General features: G+C 54.3%; 22 protein-coding genes. 12 read left to right on the top strand and 10 right to left on the bottom strand.

The features are described from left to right. Nucleotides 1–19 precede the first annotated feature (19 nt). A complete protein-coding gene (locus B9Z46_RS09320; RefSeq protein WP_108255962.1) occupies nucleotides 20–703 on the bottom strand; it encodes an RNA pyrophosphohydrolase in 684 nt (227 codons plus the stop codon). A gap of 92 nt (nucleotides 704–795) precedes the next feature. Between B9Z46_RS09320 and B9Z46_RS09315 the strand changes: the two genes are divergently transcribed. Both B9Z46_RS09315 and B9Z46_RS09310 read left to right on the top strand, forming a co-directional pair. After that, the gene (locus tag B9Z46_RS09315) at nucleotides 796–2,541 is read left to right on the top strand and encodes a proline--tRNA ligase (protein WP_108255960.1); all 1,746 of its coding nucleotides are present in this window, start codon (nucleotides 796–798) and stop codon (nucleotides 2,539–2,541) included. 25 nt (nucleotides 2,542–2,566) lie between these two features. Then, a complete protein-coding gene (locus B9Z46_RS09310) occupies nucleotides 2,567–3,220 on the top strand; it encodes a lytic transglycosylase domain-containing protein (RefSeq protein ID WP_108255958.1) in 654 nt (217 codons plus the stop codon). A gap of 49 nt (nucleotides 3,221–3,269) precedes the next feature. Here the strand turns inward: B9Z46_RS09310 and grxD are convergent, their stop codons facing one another. The 4 genes from grxD to hemA all read right to left on the bottom strand — a co-directional run bounded on the left by grxD (nucleotide 3,270) and on the right by hemA (nucleotide 6,930). Further along, nucleotides 3,270–3,599, bottom strand: a complete 330-nt coding sequence (gene grxD / locus B9Z46_RS09305) for a Grx4 family monothiol glutaredoxin (RefSeq protein WP_055359847.1) — start codon at nucleotides 3,597–3,599, stop codon at nucleotides 3,270–3,272. Nucleotides 3,600–3,676: 77 nt separating this feature from the next. Continuing rightward, complete coding sequence (gene prmC, locus B9Z46_RS09300) at nucleotides 3,677–4,492, bottom strand: peptide chain release factor N(5)-glutamine methyltransferase (protein WP_108255956.1); 816 nt, start codon at nucleotides 4,490–4,492, stop codon at nucleotides 3,677–3,679. Next, nucleotides 4,489–5,589 (bottom strand): peptide chain release factor 1, encoded by a 1,101-nt coding sequence (gene prfA, locus B9Z46_RS09295; RefSeq protein ID WP_108255954.1) that lies wholly within the window; start codon nucleotides 5,587–5,589, stop codon nucleotides 4,489–4,491. The genes prmC and prfA overlap by 4 nt, the downstream gene beginning before the upstream one ends. A 69-nt stretch (nucleotides 5,590–5,658) precedes the next feature. Beyond that, on the bottom strand, nucleotides 5,659–6,930 hold the full coding sequence (hemA, locus tag B9Z46_RS09290) for a glutamyl-tRNA reductase (protein WP_055359850.1): 1,272 nt from the start codon (nucleotides 6,928–6,930) through the stop codon (nucleotides 5,659–5,661). Nucleotides 6,931–6,969: 39 nt separating this feature from the next. On the opposite strand from hemA, the gene B9Z46_RS09285 reads away from it, so the two are divergent. Further along, nucleotides 6,970–7,251, top strand: a complete 282-nt coding sequence (locus tag B9Z46_RS09285; RefSeq protein WP_055359851.1) for a hypothetical protein — start codon at nucleotides 6,970–6,972, stop codon at nucleotides 7,249–7,251. Here the strand turns inward: B9Z46_RS09285 and ugpQ are convergent. The 5 genes from ugpQ to ugpB all read right to left on the bottom strand — a co-directional run bounded on the left by ugpQ (nucleotide 7,235) and on the right by ugpB (nucleotide 12,151). Then, nucleotides 7,235–7,987, bottom strand: coding sequence for a glycerophosphodiester phosphodiesterase (gene ugpQ / locus B9Z46_RS09280; protein ID WP_055359852.1), 753 nt, complete (start codon nucleotides 7,985–7,987; stop codon nucleotides 7,235–7,237). The genes B9Z46_RS09285 and ugpQ overlap by 17 nt on opposite strands. Continuing rightward, a complete protein-coding gene (ugpC, locus tag B9Z46_RS09275; RefSeq protein ID WP_108255952.1) occupies nucleotides 7,984–8,988 on the bottom strand; it encodes a sn-glycerol-3-phosphate ABC transporter ATP-binding protein UgpC in 1,005 nt (334 codons plus the stop codon). Before ugpC ends, ugpQ begins: the two co-directional genes overlap by 4 nt. Further along, nucleotides 8,988–9,842, bottom strand: a complete 855-nt coding sequence (gene ugpE, locus B9Z46_RS09270) for a sn-glycerol-3-phosphate ABC transporter permease UgpE (protein WP_108255950.1) — start codon at nucleotides 9,840–9,842, stop codon at nucleotides 8,988–8,990. The genes ugpC and ugpE overlap by 1 nt, the downstream gene beginning before the upstream one ends. Before the next feature lies 1 nt (nucleotide 9,843). After that, complete coding sequence (gene ugpA / locus B9Z46_RS09265) at nucleotides 9,844–10,725, bottom strand: sn-glycerol-3-phosphate ABC transporter permease UgpA (protein WP_108255948.1); 882 nt, start codon at nucleotides 10,723–10,725, stop codon at nucleotides 9,844–9,846. Between the two features lie 121 nt (nucleotides 10,726–10,846). Further along, on the bottom strand, nucleotides 10,847–12,151 hold the full coding sequence (gene ugpB, locus B9Z46_RS09260) for a sn-glycerol-3-phosphate ABC transporter substrate-binding protein UgpB (RefSeq protein ID WP_055359856.1): 1,305 nt from the start codon (nucleotides 12,149–12,151) through the stop codon (nucleotides 10,847–10,849). 175 nt (nucleotides 12,152–12,326) lie between these two features. On the opposite strand from ugpB, the gene B9Z46_RS09255 reads away from it, so the two are divergent. The 9 genes from B9Z46_RS09255 to B9Z46_RS09215 all read left to right on the top strand — a co-directional run bounded on the left by B9Z46_RS09255 (nucleotide 12,327) and on the right by B9Z46_RS09215 (nucleotide 23,099). Continuing rightward, nucleotides 12,327–16,199, top strand: coding sequence for a DUF3683 domain-containing protein (locus tag B9Z46_RS09255; RefSeq protein WP_108255946.1), 3,873 nt, complete (start codon nucleotides 12,327–12,329; stop codon nucleotides 16,197–16,199). Between the two features lie 12 nt (nucleotides 16,200–16,211). Further along, nucleotides 16,212–16,628 carry a gamma-butyrobetaine hydroxylase-like domain-containing protein gene (locus B9Z46_RS09250; protein ID WP_108255944.1) on the top strand — a complete coding sequence of 139 codons (417 nt, stop codon included), beginning with the start codon at nucleotides 16,212–16,214 and terminating at the stop codon, nucleotides 16,626–16,628. 13 nt (nucleotides 16,629–16,641) lie between these two features. Further along, nucleotides 16,642–17,373 (top strand): bifunctional demethylmenaquinone methyltransferase/2-methoxy-6-polyprenyl-1,4-benzoquinol methylase UbiE, encoded by a 732-nt coding sequence (ubiE, locus tag B9Z46_RS09245; RefSeq protein WP_108255942.1) that lies wholly within the window; start codon nucleotides 16,642–16,644, stop codon nucleotides 17,371–17,373. Nucleotides 17,374–17,403: 30 nt separating this feature from the next. Next, nucleotides 17,404–18,423, top strand: coding sequence for a Tim44 domain-containing protein (locus tag B9Z46_RS09240; protein WP_108255940.1), 1,020 nt, complete (start codon nucleotides 17,404–17,406; stop codon nucleotides 18,421–18,423). A 62-nt stretch (nucleotides 18,424–18,485) separates the two neighbouring features. Beyond that, entirely contained in the window at nucleotides 18,486–19,007 is a 522-nt protein-coding gene (locus B9Z46_RS09235; protein ID WP_108255938.1) for a hypothetical protein, read from the top strand. After that, on the top strand, nucleotides 19,004–20,575 hold the full coding sequence (gene ubiB / locus B9Z46_RS09230; protein ID WP_108255936.1) for a ubiquinone biosynthesis regulatory protein kinase UbiB: 1,572 nt from the start codon (nucleotides 19,004–19,006) through the stop codon (nucleotides 20,573–20,575). The genes B9Z46_RS09235 and ubiB overlap by 4 nt, the downstream gene beginning before the upstream one ends. Nucleotides 20,576–20,586: 11 nt before the next feature. Next, complete coding sequence (locus tag B9Z46_RS09225; protein WP_108255934.1) at nucleotides 20,587–22,035, top strand: sodium:solute symporter family protein; 1,449 nt, start codon at nucleotides 20,587–20,589, stop codon at nucleotides 22,033–22,035. A gap of 37 nt (nucleotides 22,036–22,072) precedes the next feature. Beyond that, a complete protein-coding gene (locus tag B9Z46_RS09220) occupies nucleotides 22,073–22,402 on the top strand; it encodes an FmdB family zinc ribbon protein (protein WP_055359864.1) in 330 nt (109 codons plus the stop codon). A 10-nt stretch (nucleotides 22,403–22,412) separates the two neighbouring features. Next, complete coding sequence (locus B9Z46_RS09215) at nucleotides 22,413–23,099, top strand: DUF502 domain-containing protein (RefSeq protein WP_197274906.1); 687 nt, start codon at nucleotides 22,413–22,415, stop codon at nucleotides 23,097–23,099. Nucleotides 23,100–23,144: the final 45 nt, after the last annotated feature.

The raw sequence follows: 23,144 nt of genomic DNA, 5'->3' as shown, positions 1-23,144 counted from the left end.
GGGCTTTGAAGCCCCTTTTTCATTGCCCGTCTGAGGGCGGTTTGTTTAAGCTGTTTTGGGGATCAGGGTCAAAACTGCCGCCCGGTGGCAGCTCCATGCGAATTTGGGTTTGCATGAAGCCAAATTGAACCGTCAAGGACGCTTCGTGCTTGGGCGAATTGGATGTTGAGCTCTCTGAGTTGTCTTGTCGGGGCCTGGCTGGGCCGCGGTAAGACCGCCCACGGTTGTCGTAGCGTGGCAAGAACCTGGAAAGCTCTGTGAGGGCCATTTCATAGACGCCCCGTTTGAACTCCACCACCACATCGAGCGGTACCCAGAAGTCATTCCAACGCCAAGCGTCAAACTCGGGGTGGCTGGTGGCGCGCAAGTTGATGTTCCAGTCGGGTTCAACCAGCTGGAGTAAATACCAAATTTGCTTTTGGCCCTTGTAATGGCCCCTGGCATCGCGCCGGATGAAACGATCCGGCACTTCATAGCGCAACCAATCTCGGGTTCGGGCCACGATGCGCACATGCTCCGGCAGGAGCCCCACTTCTTCATGCAGTTCTCGGAACATGGCCTGCTCGGGGCTTTCGCCTCGGTCAATGCCGCCTTGCGGAAACTGCCAGCTGTGAGTCCGGATGCGCTTGCCCCAGAACACCTGATTTTTCTGGTTGAGCAGAATGATGCCGACGTTAGGCCGAAAGCCTTCGCGGTCAAGCATAATCAAACCCCAAATTTTTAAACTGTGTCCATTATGCACGGACAGATCCGTGCAGCATTGGGACTCACCCTGAGAACGCTTGGAATTAGCCCATGAAAGCCAGTCAATTTTTAATTTCCACCCTGAAAGAGGCGCCTGCTGATGCCGAGGTGGTCAGTCATCAACTGATGATGCGCGCCGGCATGATCAAACGCTTGGGCGCTGGTATCTACAACTACATGCCCATGGGTCTGCGCGTGATTCGCAAAGTGGAAGCCATCGTGCGCGAGGAAATGAACCGCGCTGGCGCCATTGAAATGACCATGCCTGTGGTGCAACCTGCCGAGCTGTGGCAAGAGACCGGTCGCTTTGAAAAGATGGGCCCTGAGCTGCTTCGCATCAAGGACCGTCATGGACGGGACTTTGTGGTGCAGCCCACCAGCGAGGAGGTGATCACCGATGTGGCGCGCCAAGAGTTGCGCAGTTACAAACAATTGCCCAAGAACTTCTACCAAATTCAAACCAAGTTTCGTGACGAGCGTCGCCCCCGTTTTGGTTTGATGCGTGGCCGTGAGTTCATCATGAAAGACGCCTACAGCTTTGACCGCGACCCAGTGTCTGCCAAGCAAAGCTACAAGATCATGGAGGACGCCTATCGCAAAATCTTTGACCGCTTTGGTTTGAGCTACCGCGCTGTGGCCGCTGACAGCGGCGCCATTGGTGGCGATTTGAGCGAAGAGTTCCAAGTGATTGCGGCCACGGGCGAAGACGCCATCGTGTATTGCCCCAACAGCGACTACGCAGCCAACATGGAAAAGGCTGAGGCCTTGGCGCCTGCGCACGCACGGCCTGCGGCTTCCAAACCTCAAACCCTCACACCCACACCGGGCAAGAGCACTTGCGAAGATGTGGCGGCATTGTTGAATGTGCCTTTGTCCACCACCGTCAAGTCGCTGGTTTTGGCCACTGACGAAACAGATGATCAGGGCAACATCAAGGCCTCCAAAGTTTGGTTGTTGTTGCTGCGCGGTGACCACGACATGAACGAAGTCAAAGTGGGCAAGCTACCTGGCCTGAATGCTGGCTTCCGCTTTGCCACCTTGGCCGAAATTGAAGATCACTTTGGCTGCAAGCCCGGCTACCTTGGCCCCTTGAATTTGAAGAAGCCCTTGAATGTGGTGGCAGACCGTGAAGTGGCCGTCATGGCCGATTGGATTTGTGGCGCCAACCAAGTCGATCACCACATCACCGGTGTGAACTGGGGTCGTGACTTGCCAGAACCCATGATGGTGGCCGACTTGCGCAACGTGGTGGCCGGCGACGCATCGCCAGATGGCAAAGGTCCTTTGGCCATCGAGCGAGGCATTGAAGTGGGTCATGTGTTTTATTTAGGCACCAAGTACAGCCAAGCCATGAACGCTACGTTCTTGGACGAAAACGGCAAACCTCAATTCTTGGAAATGGGTTGCTACGGCATTGGTGTGACGCGTTTGCCTGCGGCAGCCATTGAACAAAACCACGATGCCAAAGGCATCATTTGGCCCGACGCCATTGCACCTTTCACCGTGGTCATTTGCCCCATTGGCGCCGACCGCAGCCCCGATGTCAAAGCAGCTTCAGAGAAGCTCTATGCCGACCTGATGGCTGCGGGTGTGGATGTGCTGTTGGACGATCGCGGCGAGCGTCCTGGCGCCATGTTTGCCGACTGGGAACTGATCGGTGTACCGCACCGCGTCACCCTGGGCGACCGTGGCTTGAAAGAAGGCAAAGTGGAATACCAACATCGCCGCGATGAAGCCGCCACCGCTGTGGCGCCTGCCGACATTGCCGCGTTTGTCTTGGCCAAACTCGGCAAGTGACATTGACACCCTGAGGAGCTGGCGCATGAATTTGCACAGACGCAAATCCTTGCGCCAAGTTTTACAGGCAAGTATTGCCGCACAAACCCTTCAATGGGTGGGTTGGATGACCCTGCTGATGCCTTTGGCCAAAGCGGGTAATCAAGCGGAAGAGGTGCTTTCAGATTCTGTTCGGACTGCCCTCAGTCAAGCTGTTCAGCAAAGTGGACCGCCCGATCCCGTTCTGCCGACTGCACAGGCGATGCAGCAGTTCAATGCATGGCGCAGTGCTACGTCGCGAATTCTGAGCAAATGGATGGACCATCCAGACGATCGGCAAGAATTTCTCAACACCCTTTGGTATGAAGCGCGCCGGGCTGGCTTGTCTTTGTCTTTGGTGTTGGGACTGATTGAGGTGGAAAGCGCGTTCAGAAAATACGCCATTTCCAGCGCAGGTGCCAGGGGGTTCATGCAGGTGATGTCCTTTTGGGTGCGCAGCATCGGCGATGGCAACGAAAGTGCCTTGTTTCACACGCAAACCCAACTTCGCTTTGGCTGTGTGATCTTGCGCCACATGTTGGAACGAGAAAACGGTAATTTGTTTTTCGCTTTAGGTCGTTACAACGGCAGCCGGGGACAAGCTGCTTATCCTCAAGCGGTTTTGGCTGCACAAAAAAAATGGCTTCAACCGGTAGATTGAAGCCAAGCTGATCAAGCTTCAACAAGAAGCTTGAAAAATAAAGGTGCGTTTATTCTTTGGGTGTAGTGCCCAAAACTTGAACCATCTCACCAGATTCGTACATCTCCATCATGATGTCGGAGCCGCCAATGAACTCGCCTTTGACGTAAAGCTGAGGAATGGTGGGCCAGTTGCTGTATTCCTTGATGCCTTGGCGAATTTCCGCATCGTCTAGCACGTTGACTGTTTTGACAGTCTTGGTGTCCACACCGCAGGCTTTCAAAATTTGAATAGCGCGGCCGGAGAATCCGCACATGGGGAAACTGGCGCTGCCTTTCATGAACAGCACAACGTCGTTGTGTTTGACCAAATCATCAATGCGGGCTTGTGTATCGCTCATAGGAATCCTCGTTGTCTTTCCGGTGTCTTCAATGGGGGTGATTATTTCATGTTGAAAGGGCTTGCGCTGTTTAGGGTCTATTTTTGCCCGCCAGAACACCGCTCGATCCCAGCCAAGTCCTTTTTGGACTGAACTTGCTTGTAACCTGCAGCCTCTAGCAAGGCGCGAACTTGAGGTGCTTGCTGCCACCCGTGTTCTAACAGCAACCAACCCCCTGATACCAGGTGCGACTGGGCATTTTGCACAATGTTCCGAATGTCTGCCAGGCCATCGTCGCCGCTCACCAGGGCCTCTAAAGGCTCGTGATGCAGGTGGGCCAGGTGCGGGTCTTGCGCTTCAATGTAGGGGGGATTGGACGCGATCACGTCAAACACACCAGTGACTTGGCTGAACCAATCACTTTGCAGGAAACTCACGTCCAAGGCTAAATTTTGTGCGTTGTGCTTCGCCACATTCAATGCATCGGTGCTGGCGTCCACCGCAGTCACTTGCGCATCACTGTGCTGCGATTGAAGGGCCAGTGCAATGGCGCCACTGCCTGTGCCTAAATCTAAGTAGCGCGTTGCGTTGAAAGATTGTCCGCAAGCCAAAGCCCATTCCACCAACACTTCGGTATCGTCCCTGGGGTCCAGAACACGCTTGTCGATGTGAAGTGTCAAGCCAAAGAATTCTTTTTGCCCCACGATGTAGGCCACGGGTTCATGCTGCAGTCGGCGTTGCGCATAGGACTTCAAAGCATCCACTTGATCCGCTTGCACTTCGTCCGTGTCATGGGCTAACAGCCAAGCACGGTCATGCAGTGGACGACCCAAAGCATGAAGCAATAAAAGCTGCGCTTCCAATCGGGGCAAGCCCAAGACTTGCGCATGTTGCAAACATTGCAAAACGTTCATGAGGGCAAACTCGATTCCAGCTCTGCCAATTGCTCTGCTTGCCGTGCATTTTGCAAAGCTTGGGTGACTTCTTCCAAATCACCTTCCATGATGAAACTCAGCTTGTACAAGGTAAGGTTGATGCGGTGATCTGTCAGACGACCTTGGGGGAAGTTGTAGGTGCGAATGCGATCGGACCGGTCGCCACTGCCAATCAAGCCCTTGCGCAGCGCTGCATCTTTTGCGGCGCGTTCGCTGCGTTCTTTTTCTTGAATGCGTGCCGACAGTACCTGCATGGCCTTGGCCTTGTTGCGGTGTTGGCTCCGATCGTCTTGGCACTCGGCCACGATGCCCGTGGGAATGTGGGTGATGCGCACGGCGGAGTCGGTCTTGTTGATGTGCTGACCGCCTGCACCGCTGGCGCGGTAAGTGTCAATGCGCAAGTCGGCCGGGTTGATGGTCACAGCCTGGGCTTCGTCGGGTTCAGCCAAGACAGCCACGGTGCAAGCACTGGTGTGAATGCGACCTTGAGTTTCGGTGGCGGGCACGCGTTGCACACGATGGCCGCCCGATTCAAAACGCAAGCTGCCAAACACGTTGTCGCCTTCAATGCGAATGACGACTTCTTTGTAGCCGCCCAATTCACTGGGCGAGTCGGACATGATCTCGGTCCGCCAGCCTTTGCGCTCACAAAATTTGGTGTACATGCGCAGTAGATCGCCTGCAAACAAAGCGGATTCATCCCCACCAGTGCCGGCGCGAATTTCTAAGTAGGCAGGACGAGCGTCGTCAGGGTCTTTGGGCAGCAGCATGCGCTGCAATTCAATTTCCAATTCCGCCATTTCTTGCGCGGCACTTTGAATTTCTTCGTCGGCCATGGCTTTCATGTCTGCGTCGTCCGCGCTGCTGGCCGCCAAGGCGTGACCCGCTTCTAAATCCTGACTTCTCTCTTGGTAGCGTGCATAGCGTTTTGCGACAGCGCTCACATCGGCATGTTCACGGGACAACTTCAAAAACTGGTTCATGTCCGCCATGATGTCTTCGCGCGACAGCAAAAAATCCAGCTCCTCAAGGCGCTGGGCATATCGCTCAAGTTGATGACGTAAAAAGGGTTTCATGACACTTGGAAGAAAGAGAGACAAGGCATTGAGAAAGTCTCAATGCGGCGAAGGCAAGCTTGAGCTTCGCTAGCGCTCTTTGCGCAAGAACATGCGCTGCACAGCATGCACAGCGTGGGGCATGTGTTCTGGATCGGCTTCGCGCAATTCCGCCATGGCGCCGTGCAACATTTTTTGGGTCAGACCGCGTGAGAAGGCTTCCAGCACTTTCTCGGGATCTTCGCCTTTGGCCAAGAGCTTGCGAGCGCGAGCCATTTCTGCTTCGCGCCATTGATCGGCTTGAGCGTTCAGCTGTTGGATGAGCGGCACGCTGCCGCGTTGCACCATCCAGTGCATGAAACTTTGCACGCCCGCATCAATGATGACTTCGGCTTCGGCAACCGCAGCTTGACGGTGCGCTTGGCCAGTTTGGATAACACTGGCCAAGTCGTCGACGGTGTAGAGGTAGACGTCTTCCAATGATTTCACTTCAGGCTCGATGTCGCGTGGTACGGCCAAGTCGACCATGAACATAGGGCGGTTGCGGCGTTTTTTAAGGGCACGTTCAACGGCGCCTAAGCCAATCAAGGGCAGGGTGCTGGCCGTGCAACTGATGACGGCATCAAACTCATGCAAGCGGTCTGGCAACTCAGAGAGGCGCATCACTTCGGCGCCAAATTGCGCGGCCAATTTTTCACCGCGGTCCATGCTGCGGTTGGCGATCGCCATGCTGCGTGGATTTTTGGCCGCAAAGTGAGTGACCACCAGTTCGATCATTTCACCCGCACCGACAAACAACACCTTGATTTTGGACAGGTCCTCAAACAATTGACCTGCCAATCGCACTGCGGCAGCAGACATGCTGATGGAGTGCGCGCCAATCTCGGTGGTGGTGCGAACTTCTTTGGCCACCGCAAAACTGCGCTGAAACAGTTGATTCAAGGTGCTGCCCAAAGCGCCAGCCTCATCGGCTGCGCGAACTGCATCTTTCAATTGACCCAAAATTTGGGCTTCACCCAAGACCATCGAGTCAAGACCACTGGCCACCCGAAAAGCATGCCGAGCGACATGACCTTCTTCGAGCAAGTAGGTGTGATGACGAAGTTCATGAACCGACACGCCGCCTGTTTGGGCCAGCCACTTTAAAGTGTCCTCAATGGCCAGTTGATCTGCGGCACAATAAATTTCTGTGCGATTGCAAGTTGAGAGAATGGCGGCTTCGGGTTGCTGTTGGGTTTGGGCAGCCAAGTTGCCGCGCAATTGGTGCAAAGTGGGGGGCAATTGGTCCATGGCAAACGCAAACCGCCCGCGCAAATCGAGCGGGGCTGTTGTGTGGTTTAACCCCAATGCCCAAACTGCCATACTTGGATTATAAAACTTTGAGTTGTAAGAAAGATTTCAATGAATTGGGACGATGTCTTCTGGCATGTGATGAATTTTGCGCTTCCCGCGTGGGTGTTGTCGCTGGGCATCACAGCCTGGGGCTCATTTCAATTCAGGCGCCAAGCCCAAATTCGCTGGATTTGGCGTTGCTTGCTCAATGTACTGGCCGGCACGTGCGTGTTGGTGGCGGGCCTGGTGATCACGGGCAACGACGGCAAAATGGCCACTTATGGGGCCCTGGTGTTGGTTTGCGCCACGCTGGAGTGGCTGATGCAAATGCGCTTTAAGCGGCAGGGCTGAAGACATCAACCCGGTCTGTGATGATGCCGTCAGTCCCCAGTTGCAGCAGATGTTCGGCCACCCATTCGTCGTTCACGGTGTAACTCAGGCACTTCATGCCTGCGTCATGAACGGCTTTGACTGTTTCAGGTGTCCACAAGGCGTACAAGCACACCACGGCGCAACACTCTAAAGCTTTGGCTGTGTCTAGCCAGCCCTCAGAAAGGCTATTGAGCAACAAGCCACGCGGTAAATGAGGTGCAGTTTTAAAAGCGCCCTTCAGCGATTCCACTTGAAAAGACGTGAGCAAGGGCGGTACGGCTTCGTGCTGCCAAATCTGGGCTGCCTCACGAGCCACCACTTCACCTGTTTTGTATTCAATGCCCGGCGTGGGTTTGATTTCGATGTTCAAGAAGTAGCGATTGCGAATGCAAAACTGCGCGACATTGGCCAATGTAGGCAGTGGCTCGCCACTGAAATTTCTGGAGTGCCAACTGCCTGCGTCCAACTGCGAGAGTTGTTGCCAGTTCAGTTCGCCGCCAATGCCATGGCCATTGGTGGTGCGATGCAGCGTGGCGTCGTGCATTAAAAACACCACATCGTCTGCGCTCAGTTTGGCATCGCATTCGAACATGCGGTAGCCATGTTCAGCGCCTTTGCGAAAGGCTGCCAAGGTGTTCTCAGGGGCGAGTGTGCCTGCCCCGCGGTGGGCAACCCAGCGCGGATAAGGCCAAGGGCGAGCGCTGTGTGGGGTCACAAACGTTTTCCTGTTTCGGCGTTGAAGTGGTGCAAACAGCCTTCTTTGGGCCTTGCATAAAAGATTTGGCCTGCAGCGGGTGCAGCTAAGCTGGCGTCTAAGCGCAGCGTGAGTGTTTCGGTGCCTAGGTGCGCATGCACCAAGCGTTCGGCGCCCAGCAATTCCACCGTGTCCACTTTCAATTCCCAGCCCGCGCTACTGAGCTCTAGATGCTCAGGTCGAATGCCTAAAATTTGTCCAGCCGCAAGTCCGGGAGCTTGCTTGAGCAAGTTCATTGGCGGTGAGCCGATGAAGCTGGCCACAAAGGTACTGGCAGGTCGGTTGTAAACCTCTTCGGGTGTACCAAACTGTTCCATCACGCCGCCGTTCATCACAATCATGCGCTGTGCCAGGGTCATGGCTTCCACTTGATCATGCGTCACAAACAAAGACGTGATGCCCAACTCGCGGTGCAGCTTTTGAATTTCCAGCCGCGTTTGAGCACGCAGTTTGGCGTCAAGGTTGGACAAAGGCTCGTCAAATAAAAACACTTGCGGCTGGCGCACGATGGCGCGGCCCATGGCCACACGCTGGCGTTGGCCGCCAGACAGTTCACGGGGTTTGCGTTGCAGCAAGTGGCCCAACTCCAAAATACCCGCCGCTTTATCGACACGTTGTTTGATGTCTTCCAAAGGCACCTTGGCAATCTTCAAACCATAGGCCATGTTGTCGAACACGCTCATGTGTGGATACAGCGCGTAGTTTTGAAAGACCATGGCAATGTCGCGTTCAGCAGGTTCGAGGTCGTTGACCACGCGATCACCAATGGCGATCGTGCCACCCGTAATTTCTTCAAGGCCGGCCACCATGCGCAGCAAGGTGGATTTACCGCAGCCAGAAGGACCCACAATGACCACGAACTCGCCGTCGTGAATTTGGGCGTTGAGGTTGTGAATGACGGGCACCGCTTTGGCGCCAGAGCCGTATTCTTTGACGATGTTTTGAAGAGTGATGGAAGCCATTATTTTTCAGTATCAACCAGGCCCTTGACGAACCATTTTTGCATCAAGATCACCACGAGGGCGGGCGGGAGCATGGCCAAAATAGCGGTGGCCATGACGATGTTCCATTCGGTATAGGCCTCACCGGCCAGCATGCGTTTGATCCCCATCACGATGGGGTACATGTCTTCGTTGGTGGTGACCAATAGGGGCCACAGGTATTGGTTCCAACCGTAAATGAATTGAATGACGAACAAAGCAGCGATGTTGGTGGCTGACAGAGGTAGCAAGATGTCTTTGAAGAAGCGCATGGGGCCTGCGCCATCCATGCGTGCGGCTTCTACCAATTCATCGGGAACTGTTAAGAAAAACTGACGCAGCAAAAATGTGGCGGTGGCTGACGCAATCAGAGGCACGGTCAGACCTGCATAAGTGTTCAGCATTCCAAGGTTAGACACCACTTCGTAGGTGGGACTGATGCGCACCTCAACAGGCAGCATCAAAGTGATGAAGATCATCCAGAAGAAAAAATTGCGCATGGGAAAGCGAAAGTAAACCAGCGCAAATGCAGACAGCAAAGAAATGGCAATTTTGCCAATCGAAATCACCAAGGCGCTGATCAAACTGGTTTGCATCATGGGCCAGACCGCTGGCACCTTGCCGCCCAAGGAGGTTTCTCCACCCAACAAAGCAAGTCGATATGACTCCCAAAAGTTGGTGCCAGGCATCATCGACATGGGAATGCTTCTGGAAATCTGCTCGGCTGTTTGGGTGGAGGCCACAAAGGTGAGGTACAGCGGAAAAGCCACCATCGACACGCCAAGTAACAAGATGACGTGCGACAGGATGTCGAGGGCAGGACGTCGTTCGATCATGTCAGTACTGCACTTTCTTTTCGACAAAGCGGAATTGCACCACCGTGAGGGCCACCACAATCACCATCAAGATGACCGACTGTGCAGCCGAGCCGCCCATGTCGAGCGCTTTGAAGCCGTCGTAGTAAACCTTGTAAACCAAAATGGCGGTTTCCTTGCCGGGGCCGCCGTGCGTGGTGGCATCAATGATGGCGAAGGTGTCAAAGAACGCGTACACCACATTGATCACCAACAAGAAGAATGTGGTGGGTGACAACAGCGGAAACACGATGGTCCAGAACCGATGCCAAGGCGATGCACCGTCGATGGCAGCCGCCTCAATCAATGACTTAGGAATGGATTGAAGCCCTGCCAAGAAAAACAAAAAGTTATATGAAATTTGTTTCCACACCGAGGCCATGACGATCAGTGCCATGGCATGGTTGCCGTTGAGCAAATGGTTCCATTCAAAGCCGATACTTCGCAGAAAATAAGCGACCACGCCCATGGGCGACGCAAACATGAAAATCCACAACACGCCTGCCACCACAGGCGCAACGGCGTAGGGCCAAATCAGCAGGGTTTTGTAGAGCCCTGCACCACGAACCACTCGATTGGCCATCACGGCCAGCAACAATGACACAGTCAACCCCGTGCTTGCAACCAAGATGGAAAAGAAAGCGGTCGTTTTGAACGAAGTCAAATAACTGCTGTCGCTGAAAAGCCGGTCAAAGTTTTCCATTCCGACAAACTGAACCGACCCGCCAAATGCGTCTTCCGTCAGCACACTTTGGAAAAGCGCTTGTCCTGCTGGCCAAAAGAAAAAGACCAAAACCACCGCCATTTGCGGTGCAATGAGCAGCCAAGGCAACCAAGCTGATTTGAAGCGTACGCGCTTTTCCATGAAACTCTTTGTGAAACTTCAGTCAATGTAAAGGACAAAAGCAGAGGATGGCTCCTCTGCTTTTGATGGGGCGAACATGTTTCTTTTCAGAAGCATGTCGCCAGTGGGAACTGCTTGGAGTTTACTTGTTGGCTTTTTCGAAACGCTCAAGTTGTTCATTGCCGCGTTTGATGGCGAGGTCCAAAGCTTCTTTCGGTTGCTTCTTGCCACTCCAAACGCCTTCGAGTTCCTCATCGATGATGGTTCGAATCTGAACGAAGTTGCCCAAACGCACGCCACGAGATTTGTCGGTTGTTTTGCGAATCATCTGCGTCACAGACACGTCTGTGCCAGGATTCTTTTTGTAGAAGCCTGATTTTTCAGTCAACTCAAAAGAGGCCTTCGTGACTGGCAAGTAGCCTGTGCGTTGGTGGCTGGCAGCCGCTACATCAGGTTTGGACAAGAAGGCAAAGAACTGACCCACGCCTTTGTATTCGTTGGCTTTCTTGCCGCTCATCACCCACAAGCTGGCACCACCGATGACGGTGTTTTGAGGTGCGCCGGCCACATCGGGGTAGTAGGGAAGCGTGCCAATGCCGTAGGCAAACTTACCATTGCGAACCACGTTGCCGTAAAGGGCGGAAGAGCCTGTGGCCATGGCACATTCCCCTGAAACGAAAGTGGCATCTGCTGCATTGCCGCGACCTTTGTAAACAAACAAACCGCTCTTGGCCATGTTGGCCAAGTTTTCAATGTGACGCACATGCAAGGGTGTGTTGAAGCTCAGGCGAGCATCGATGCCGCGCATGCCATTGCCTTTGGTCGCGAATTCCGTGTTGTGCCAAGCAGAGAAGCTCTCTAACTGCGTCCAGCTGATCCAGCTGGTGGTGAAGGGGCACTTGTGGCCGCTGGCTTTCAATTTGGCGGCAGCCAAAGCCACTTCAGGCCAAGTTGTGGGGGGCTTCTCAGGGTCCATGCCCGCAGCTTTGAACGCATCTTTGTTGTAGTGGAAGACGGGCGTGGAGCTGTTGAAGGGGAAGCTCAGCATTTGGCCGTTGGGGGCTGTGTAGTAGCCAGAGACGGCAGGCACGTAGGCGTCTTGGTCAAATTTGAGGCCCGCGTCCTGCATCACTTTGCCGACTGGCACGATGGCGCCCTTGCTGGCCATCATGGTGGCGGTGCCCACTTCAAACACTTGAAGGATGTGGGGCGCATTGCCAGAGCGATAAGCTGCAATGGCAGCCGTCATGGATTCGTCGTAACCACCTTTGAAGGTGGGCACAATTTTGTAATCTTTTTGGCTGGCATTGAAATCTTTGGCAAGGTCATTGACCCACTCGCCCAAAGCACCGCCCATAGAGTGCCACCATTGAATCTCGGTTTGGGCTTGTGCGCCAACGCTGAAGGCTGCAATGGCCAGCGCGGCCAGGGATTTTTTGTAATTCATAAGTACTCCTATTGTTGTGTCATCGCCTGATGCGAGGACTGACTTCCAGATGCTATTACAGTGCCATGACCGTTTGGTGACAACCCGGGGTTTCCATGACGCAGCTCAAATTGCCGGTCTGTCCCCACCTGCGGTGCGTGATTGACCCCCTGACGTAAAATCGGGCTTAAATCTCATGAACGCACCTACCACCCTCCAACACCTGCTCCAAGCGGACGATTCATCGCCTCGTTTGCGCGAAATTCCCTACAACTACACAAGCTTCTCTGACCGAGAAATTGTGATTCGTTTGCTGGGCTCTCGCGCCTGGGACCTTTTGAACCAGCTTCGTGATGAGCGCCGCACGGGTCGGTCCGCGCGAATGCTGTACGAAGTGTTGGGTGATATTTGGGTCGTTCAGCGAAATCCCTACCTGCAAGACGACTTGCTGGACAACCCCGACCGCCGCAAATTGTTGGTGGAGGCCTTGCAACATCGCTTGGGTGAGGTGCAAAAGCGACGCACGCCTGACGCAGATGCTTTGCGCGATGGCTTGGTGGGTGAGTTATTGGTACTGGCCAAACAGGCTGTTGCCAGCTTTGACCAAACCTTTACCGCCATGGCGACCTTGCGCCGCAAATCGCAAAAGGCCTTGGGCAAGCTCACGGCCAAAGACAACATCAAGTTCGATGCCTTGTCGCGCGTGAGCCATGTCACCGACGCCACCGACTGGCGCGTTGAATACCCGTTTGTGGTGTTAACGCCCGATACCGAAGCCGAAATGGCCAATTTGGTCAAAGGCTGTTTCACCTTGGGCTTGACCATCATTCCACGTGGAGGCGGTACCGGTTACACCGGGGGGGCTGTGCCACTGACATGGAACAGTGCCGTCATCAACACCGAAAAACTCGAAGCCATGTCGGGCATCGAGATGGTGAAGTTGCCTGGCCTCGATAAAGAAGTGCCCACCTTGTGGACCGAAGTGGGTGTGGTCACCCAGCGTGTCACCGATGCCGCAGAGCGCGCCGGATGGGTGTTTGCGGTGGACCCCACGTCGGCTGAAGCCAGCTGCATTGGCGGCAACATTGCCATGAACGCAGGCGGCAAGAAGGCTGTGTTGTGGGGCACGGCGCTCGACAACTTGGCCAGCTGGCGCATGGTCACGCCCGATGCGCAGTGGCTCGAAGTCACACGTTTGGGACACAACCTGGGCAAGATCCATGATGTGGAAGTGGCCAGCTTTGAATTGAAATACTTTGAGGCCAATGGCACCACGCTGGTCCGTGAAGAACGCTTGGACATTCCTGGCACCGTGTTCCGCAAAGAAGGCTTGGGCAAAGACGTTACCGACAAGTTTTTGGCGGGTCTGCCGGGTGTGCAAAAAGAAGGCTGTGACGGCCTTATCACCAGCGCGCGCTGGGTTTTGCACCGCATGCCCGATCACACACGCACGGTGTGCATGGAATTTTTTGGCAATGCCAAAGATGCCGTGCCCAGCATCGTGGAAATCAAAGATTTCATGTTTGCCGAACAAAAGCGCTCGGGCGTTTTGTTGGCAGGCTTAGAGCATTTGGACGATCGCTATTTGCGCGCGGTGGGTTACACCACCAAGTCCAAACGTGGCGGCTTTCCCAAGATGGTGTTGCTGGCCGACATTGCAGGCGATAACGCCGACGATGTGGCCAAGGTCACTTCTGAGGTGGTGCGCATTGCCAACTCGCGCAGTGGTGAAGGCTTCATCGCCATCAGCCCCGAAGCGCGCAAAAAGTTTTGGCAAGATCGCAAGAAAACGGCGGCCATCAGCCGCCACACCAATGCTTTCAAAGTCAACGAAGACGTGGTGATTCCTTTGCCCCGCATGGCAGAGTACACCGATGGCATTGAGCGCATCAACATTGAATTGTCAATGCGCAACAAGATCAAGTTGTGCAACGAGTTAGAGCTGTTTTTAAGCAAAGGCAACTTGCCTTTGGGCAAAGACGATGACACCAGCGAAATTGCATCCGCCGAGCTGCTTGAAGACCGTGTGGCGCAAGCTTTGGCTGTGGTGCGGGATGTGCGTGATTTGTGGCAAGGCTGGTTGCAAGGCGTCGAAACCTTGTTCCCCCAATTGCAAGACCACACTTTGCGCGCCAGCTGGAAAACGCAAATCAAAGCGCCTTTCCAAACCATTTTCTCGGGCGCTGCGTTCCAACCTATTTTTGACGAGTGTGTGGCCATCCACAAACGCGTGCTGAAAGGCCGTGTGTGGGTTGCTTTGCACATGCACGCCGGTGACGGCAACGTGCACACCAACATTCCAGTCAACTCGGACGACTACGACATGTTGCAAACCGCGCACGAAGCGGTGTCGCGCATCATGGTTTTGGCGCGCAGCTTGGACGGTGTGATTTCGGGTGAGCACGGCATTGGCATCACCAAGCTGGAGTTTTTGAGCGACGCTGAACTCAAGCCCTTTGCCGATTACAAGCAGCGCATTGATCCCGAAGGTCGTTTCAACAAAGGCAAATTGATGCGCCATGTGGCGGGTCCTGAAGGCATGGAAATCCAAGCCGACTTGACCAATGCCTACACGCCCAGTTTTGGTTTGATGGGCCACGAATCGCTCATCATGCAACAGTCCGACATCGGCGCCATTGCCGACAGCGTCAAAGACTGCTTGCGCTGCGGCAAGTGCAAACCGGTTTGTGCCACGCACGTGCCACGCGCCAACTTGCTGTACAGCCCCCGCAACAAAATCTTGGCCACATCCCTGTTGGTTGAAGCTTTCTTGTACGAAGAGCAAACCCGCCGCGGTGTGTCGATCAAGCATTGGCAAGAGTTTGAAGATGTGGCCGACCACTGCACGGTGTGCCACAAATGCCTAACACCTTGCCCGGTCAAAATTGACTTTGGTGATGTGTCCATGAACATGCGCAACTTGTTGCGCAAAATGGGGCAAAAAACATTCCGTCCCGGCAATGCCGCGGCCATGTTCATGCTCAACGCCACCAACCCCGAAACCATCAAGCTGGCGCGTGCCGGCATGGTGGGTGTGGGCATGAAGGTTCAGCGCTTTGCGCACGACTTGCTTAAAACTTTTGCGCGCAAGCAAACCAAGGCACCACCGGCCAGCATTGGTGCAGCGCCTATCAAAGAGCAAGTGATTCACTTCATCAACAAGAAGATGCCCGGTGGTTTGCCCAAGAAAACGGCGCGCGCTTTGCTCGACATTGAAGATCAAGATTACGTGCCGATCATTCGCAACCCAAAGGCCACCACCCCCGAAACAGAGGCGGTGTTTTACTTCCCCGGTTGCGGCTCGGAACGCTTGTTCAGCCAGGTCGGCTTGGCCACGCAGGCCATGCTCTGGCACACCGGCGTGCAAACTGTTTTGCCACCAGGTTACTTGTGCTGCGGCTACCCGCAAAAGGGCAGTGGTCAGTTTGACAAGGCCGAGAAAATCATCACCGACAACCGCGTGTTGTTCCACCGCGTGGCCAACACCCTGAACTACCTCGACATCAAAACGGTGGTGGTCAGCTGCGGTACCTGCTACGACCAATTGCAAGGCTACGAGTTTGACAAGATCTTCCCTGGCTGCCGCATCGTGGACATTCACGAGTACCTGCTTGAAAAGGGCATGACGCTGAACAACAACGGCGCCTACCTGTACCACGACCCTTGCCACAGTCCGATGAAGTTGCAAGACCCCATGAAGACCGTCAAATCTTTGTTGGGCCCGCAAGTCCTCAAGTCAGATCGTTGCTGCGGAGAGTCAGGCACCTTGGGTGTGACGCGTCCCGACATCGCTACGCAAGTTCGCTTCCGCAAGGAAGAAGAAATTCGCAAGAGTGAAACGCAAATGCGTGACGCTGGCATGGTGGGCGCCAAAGACAACATCAAGGTGTTGACCAGCTGCCCAAGCTGCTTGCAGGGCTTGTCGCGTTACGGTGACGATTTGCAAAATGGCTTGCTAGAAGCCGACTACATCGTGGTTGAAATGGCCAAGCACATTTTGGGCGACCAGTGGATGCCCGAGTATGTGGCTGCCGCCAATGCGGGTGGCATTGAACGCGTTTTGGTTTAAAGAAAGCATCGCATGGCCGGATTGACAGCAGGCGCTCCAACGCCAGAGGCCTTGACCCTTCATGGTCAAAGCAAAGCCTTGGAAATCAGTTTTTCGGATGGCAAAACTTTCCGAATTCCTTTCGAGTTGATGCGTGTTTATTCACCCTCGGCCGAAGTGCAAGGCCATGGTCCTGGCCAAGAGGTCTTGCAAACAGGCAAGCGCGACGTGGACGTTGTAGAGCTGGCGCAAGTTGGCAATTACGCCGTGCAACCGACCTTTTCTGACGGTCACAACAGTGGCATTTTTTCCTGGGATTACTTGTACTTCTTAGGGTCCGAACAAGACCAGCTTTGGACCCAGTACAACGAACGCTTGCTGGCTGCAGGTGCGCAGCGAGACGATCCCATGCCCGTAGCCGCTGCTGGCGCTTGCGGTCATTCACATTGAAGAGAACGACATCATGAGCTCGACCCATTTCGGTTTCAAAACGGTTGACGAAAAGGAAAAAGCCAAACACGTGCGCGGCGTGTTTGACTCTGTGGCTTCCAAATACGATGTCATGAACGACTTGATGTCGGCCGGATTGCACCGCGTCTGGAAGGCCTATACCGTGCAGGTGGCCAACTTGCAAGAGGGCGATCAAGTGCTGGACATTGCCGGTGGCACGGGCGATTTGTCGCTGGCCTTTTCCAAAAAAGTGGGTGCCACAGGCCGAGTGGTTCACACCGACATCAATGAAGCCATGTTGCGGACAGGCCGCGACAGGCTGGTCAATGAGGGTGTGGTGTTGCCCACCTTGGTGTGTGACGCTGAAAAACTGCCATTTCCCAATGACCATTTCAACGTGGTCAGCGTGGCCTTTGGATTGCGCAATATGACCCACAAAGATGCAGCGCTCCAAGAAATGTGCCGCGTCTTAAAACCGGGCGGCAAGTTGCTGGTGTTGGAGTTTTCCAAAGTGGCCAAACCCCTTGAGAAAGCCTACGACTGGTACTCTTTCAACGTGCTGCCCAAGCTGGGCAAGTGGGTGGCTGGTGACGATGCCAGTTACCGCTATTTGGCTGAATCCATTCGCATGCATCCCAGTCAAGAAGAGCTGAAAGCCCTTATGAAAAATGCCGGATTTGGACACGTCGATTTTCACAATTTGAGTGCAGGGGTGGTAGCCTTGCATGTCGGCATTAAATGCTGACGGTTTTTTTCTGAATTTGTCGGAGACAAAGTGAATAAATTTCTAAGCATCGCATTGACACTGGTATTGACCTTGGGCGCTTTGAACGCCGAAGCAGCACGCCGATTGGGCGGTGGCAAATCTGTGGGTCAACAATCTGGCAACGTTACGCAGCGTGAGGCCGTGAAGCCAGCTGCGCCTGCAGCGGCACCTACGCAAGCGGCGGCCCCTGCCAAACCCGCAACGCCTACAGCAGCGCCAGCACCTGCACCTGCAAAACGTCCTTGGGGCGCCATGTTGGGTGGCTTGGCCGCTGGCTTGGGTCTGGCCTGGTTGGCACACAGTTTGGGCATGGGTGAAGCGTTTGGCAACATGCTGATGTTTGCATTGTTGGCCATGGTGGCTGTGGCGGTCATCGGTTATTTCTTGCGTTCACGCAGCAAAAATACTTCTCAAGATGGCCTGGCTTATCAAGGTGCCGGCAATACGCCTGATACGCCCGTCACCTTGCGCCAGTACAACCCTGAAAAAGTGGGCAATGATGCGTCTGCCCGTCCTTGGGAAGGACAACAAACAGCCTTTGACAGCACCCCCGAAGCCAACCCCCAAACAGGTGGCTCCATGATTGGTTCTGCCATTGGTGGTTCTGTGCCCAACGCCCTGCAAGGTTCGCAAACATGGGGTGTACCTGCCGGTTTCGACAGCGAGAACTTTGTGGAAGCGGCCAAGCGCAACTTCATCACCTTGCAAGACGCATGGGACCGTGCAGACATGGGCTCTTTGCGCGCCATGATGACCGACGGCATGCTGTCAGAAATCAAGAGCCAATTGGCCGAGCGTGAAGCCAACTTCCCAGGCCAACCCAACAAAACCGAAGTGGTCAAGTTGGACGCCTTGTTGCTGGGCATTGAAGAGTTGCCAGATGCGTACATGGCCAGCGTGGAGTTCAATGGTGTCATCCGCGAAGAAGCCGATGCTGCACCCAGCCCCTTCCGTGAAGTTTGGAACATGACCAAGCCCAAAAACGGCGACAGCGGTTGGCTGGTGGCAGGTGTTCAAGCCCTGCAATAAATTCAGGACTATCTAGTCCGAAATGCTGGCAGAAGCCGGCCTTTCGGGAATAATTGGGGACTATGGCAACACAGTCCCCTTTTTCTTTGGTGAGCGACGCGATCACCCAATTTGCAACCCAAACTCGGCCGCCCGCTTGGGTGGTCGATGAGACCCTCAATCGGGTGGTTTTGTTTTTAAATCACGTCATCAGCCGTGAACCGGAAGCGCAAAATCGATTGGCCCGTCAAAAGGGCCGCTGCATTCAGTTGCAATGGCAAGACAAACTGATTCAACTGACGCCTACACCGGCTGGCATGTTTGAACGCGTGAATGGTCAGCGTACAGATTTGAAGCTCACATTGACCGATGCATCCCCCTTCGACATGGCCGCTGCTGTTCTCAAAGGTGAAAAGCCTGGCGTGCATGTTGAAGGCGATGTGCAGTTGGCCGCCGAAGTCAATTGGCTGATCGATCATGTGCGATGGGACGTGACCGAAGACCTCTCCTATTGGTTGGGCGATGCGGCCGCTCACACGCTGGTTGGCATGGGCAAGCAAGCCGTGCAAGCCATCCAACAATTTGCACGCAAGGCCGCATCATGAACCGCTTCCTTCGCGGCAGCTTCATTGTTTGGACGGTTTGGCGCTATGGCCTGCACGAAATGGTCTTGTCCAATTTCAAGCAGCCTTTGTTGCGCGTGTTGGCGCATCTCTTGAGTTTGGGTCGTTCGTATACCAAGCCTCGCGGTGAGCGTTTGCGTTTGGCTTTGGAAGGCTTGGGCCCTATTTTTGTCAAATTTGGACAAGTGATGTCGACGCGGCGTGACTTGCTGCCAGAAGACATTGCTGAAGAGTTAGCCAAGTTGCAAGACCGAGTGCCCCCTTTCAGCTCTGACATTGCTGTGGCCACCATTGAGCGGGCCTTTGGCCGCTCGGTGTCTGAGATCTTCGAGTCCTTTGACCGAGTGCCTGTGGCCAGCGCCTCGATTGCGCAAGTGCATTTTGCGTTGTTGAAAGACAAGACAGGGATGGTTCAAGAAGTGGCGGTCAAGGTCTTGCGCCCCAACATGTTGCCCGCCATTGAAAAAGACCTGAGCTTGATGCGCATGATGGCAGGTTGGCTCGAGAAAGTCAGTGCAGACGGTAAACGTTTAAAGCCGCGCGAAGTGGTGGCCGAGTTTGACAAACATTTGCACGACGAATTGGACTTGGTGCGCGAAGCTGCCAATGCTGCGCAGTTGCGCCGCAACATGCAAAGCTTGAATTTGGTGTTGATCCCCGAAATGTATTGGGACTATTGCCATCCTGAAGTGATCGTCATGGAGCGCATGAAGGGCTTGCCCATCAGTCAAGTCGACGCATTGCGCAGTGCCGGTGTCGACATTCCGCAACTGGCCAAAGATGGCGTGACGATCTTTTTCACGCAGGTTTTTCGCGATGGATTTTTTCACGCCGACATGCATCCAGGCAATATCCAGGTCAGCGTGGAACCTGAAAGCTTGGGGCGCTACATCTCCTTAGACTTTGGCATTGTGGGCACGCTCACCGAATTTGACAAAGAATATTTGGCGCAAAACTTCAGCGCTTTTTTCCGGCGCGATTACAAACGTGTGGCCGAATTGCACATCGAGTCTGGCTGGGTGCCCAGCACCACGCGCGTTGATGAGTTGGAGTCTGCCATTCGCTCTGTGTGCGAGCCTTACTTCGACAGACCCCTCAAGGAAATTTCATTGGGCATGGTGCTCATGCGTTTGTTCCAAACGTCGCGGCGCTTCAATGTTGAAATTCAACCGCAGTTGGTGCTGCTCCAAAAAACCTTGCTCAACATTGAAGGTTTGGGACGTCAATTAGACCCAGAGCTCGATTTGTGGAACACGGCCAAGCCCTTCCTAGAGCAGTGGATGATTGACCAAGTGGGCCCTAAGCGTTTCATTCAGCAATTGCGCGAGCAAGCCCCTCAATACGCCAAAATCTTGCCTCAACTGCCTCGGTTGATGCATGACTATTTGAAACAAACCACCGCCAGTGCGCATGAGCGAAATCAACTGGCAGCCCTCTTGGCTGAGCAGCAACGCACCAACCGACTGTTGCAAGCCATTGTGTATGTGGTGATTGGTTTTGTGTCCACCCTCATCGTGCTTCAAGCACTCGAAAGATTCCAACAAATCTAAGGAGCGTTGTTGTGTTGTTGACTTTGGTCATTGCCTATTTACTGATCACCATTGCCATTGGTTTGGTGGCCGCCAAGCGCGTTAAAAGTTCTGCTGACTTTGCCATTGCAGGTCGACATCTGCCTTTGGCCATGATTGTCACCACCACCTTTGCCACTTGGTTTGGTTCCGAAACGGTGTTGGGAATTCCAGCCAAGTTTGTCAACAGTGGCTTGAATGGTGTGGTGGAAGATCCCTTTGGTGCGGGCAGTTGTTTGATTTTGGTGGGCGTATTTTTTGCCGCCAAGTTGTACCGCATGAACTTGTTGACCATCAGTGACTATTACCGCGAGCGTTATGGTCGCACGGTTGAGGTTTTGTGTTCCATCATCATCATGGTCAGTTATTTGGGTTGGGTCTCAGCCCAAGTGACCGCCCTCGGTTTGGTTTTCAATATGTTGTCCGGCGGTGTGGTCAGCATGCCCATGGGCATGGCCATTGGGGTGGTCTCGGTATTGGCCTACACCTTGTTTGGTGGCATGTGGTCAGTGGCCATCACTGACTTCATTCAAATGATCATTTTGGTGGTGGGTTTGGCCACCTTGGCCATTTTTGCAGGCAACCAAGCGGGTGGCGCCGACAAGGTGATTGCATTGGCGGTCAGTCAAGACATGTTCAAGTTCTTGCCAGAGCCTGAGTTGAAAGAGATCTTGTTCTTTGTGGCTGCGGCCATCACCATCATGTTTGGTTCGATTCCTCAGCAAGACGTGTTTCAACGGGTCATGTCGGCCAACAGCCTGGGAGCGGCCACCAAGGGCCCCATCATTGGCGGCATTTGCTACATCTTGTTTGCCTTTGTGCCGATGTTCTTGGTGGTCAGCGCGTTGATCATCATGCCCGAGAAGGCGGCTCAACTCATCAAAGAGGATCCCCAAAAGGTCTTGCCCACTTTGGTGATGGAGCAAATGCCATTTGTCATGCAAGTTTTGTTCTTTGGCGCTTTGTTGTCGGCCATCAAATCGTGTGCTTCGGCCACCTTGCTAGCCCCCAGCGTCACTTTCACAGAAAACATTTGGCGTCAATTCTTCCCGCACCAAGGCGACAAGCAGGCCTTGTTGGCCATGCGCATCACGGTCTTGGTGTTCAGTGGCTTGGTCTTGACCTATGCCATCTTGATGCAAGGCAGTTCCATTTATGACATGGTCTCTGGTGCCTACCAAGTGACCTTGGTGGGCGCATTTGTCCCCTTGGTGTTTGGCCTTTATTGGTCCAAGGCAACGACCCAAGGCGCCATTTTTGCCATCGTTTTGGGACTTTTGGCATGGCTCTTGTTCCTCATGACCCCCGCAGGCGAAGAGTTTCCGGCCCAATTGGCCGGTGTGTTGGCCAGCTTGACTGGCATGTTGGTGGGCTCTCTAGGCCCGCAAGCCCTCAGAAACAAGCACGGTGCACACCATGCACTGGCAGGCACCCGCCTATAATTGAGGGTTTTGTGAATTCCACGCGAGAACCTTCAACATGCCCATCTACGCTTACAAGTGTGATTCCTGTGGCCATGCCAAGGATGTATTGCAAAAAATGTCAGACGACCCTCTGACAAAATGCCCTTCCTGTGGCGCGCCCACTTTCAATAAACAGCTCACTGCCGCTGGTTTTCAGCTCAAAGGCAATGGCTGGTATGCCACCGACTTTAAAGGCGGCTCTTCTGGCACGTCTGCGCCTGCTGTGGCGGGCGCAGGAGCCGGTGCTGCCTCAACATCTTCCGATGCAGGCGGTTCGACGCCCTCTGCCGAACCGAGTGCTTCGGCTGCGCCAGCGGCTTGCGGTGCTTCTTGTGCCTGTCACTGAGACCTGCTGAATGAACTTGAAACTCCGCCATTACTTCCTGACTGGCATGCTGGTTTGGCTGCCCATGGGTGTCACCGTGTGGCTGCTGACTTGGCTGGTGGGCACCATGGACGGTATTTTCTTGGCCGTTCTAGGAGCCTTGGACGCGATCATTCCTGGCATGCATTCGTTGGCCGACTCCTTGCGGCACGTGCCAGGTTTGGGTGTGGCCTTGGTGGCACTGGTTATTTTCGGCACGGGCGTCTTCGTGGCCAATATTTTTGGTCAATGGTGGTTGCGTCAATGGTCCAAAGTGATCACCCGCATTCCAGTGGTCAACAGCATTTACTCCAGCGTCAAACAAGTGGCCGACACTTTGTTTTCTGGCAGTGGCAACGCTTTTTCCAAAGCGCTGTTGGTGCAGTACCCTCATCAGGGCTCTTGGACCATCGCCTTTTTAACGGGTGCGCCGGGTGGCCAAGTGGCACGTCACTTGCCTGGCGATTGCGTCAGTGTGTATGTGCCCACCACGCCCAACCCTACGTCGGGCTTCTTTTTGATGATGCCGCGAAGCAGTGTGGTTGAGCTCGACATGAGTGTCGACGATGCGCTCAAGTACATCATCTCGATGGGTGTCGTGGTGCCGGGTGGCCCAGACGCTTTGCCCGTGAAGTCAGTTGCCGACAACACTCAGCCTGCTTCTTCAAATTCTCTGTAAGTGGGTTCAGACCCGCTTCAATTTTTCAACTGAAAGATCCTCTCC

Origin of the sequence: Limnohabitans sp. Hippo4, from assembly GCF_003063605.1 — a bacterium.
Taxonomy (GTDB): domain Bacteria; phylum Pseudomonadota; class Gammaproteobacteria; order Burkholderiales; family Burkholderiaceae_C; genus Limnohabitans_A.
This window is presented reverse-complemented; position numbering and strand designations above follow the sequence as displayed.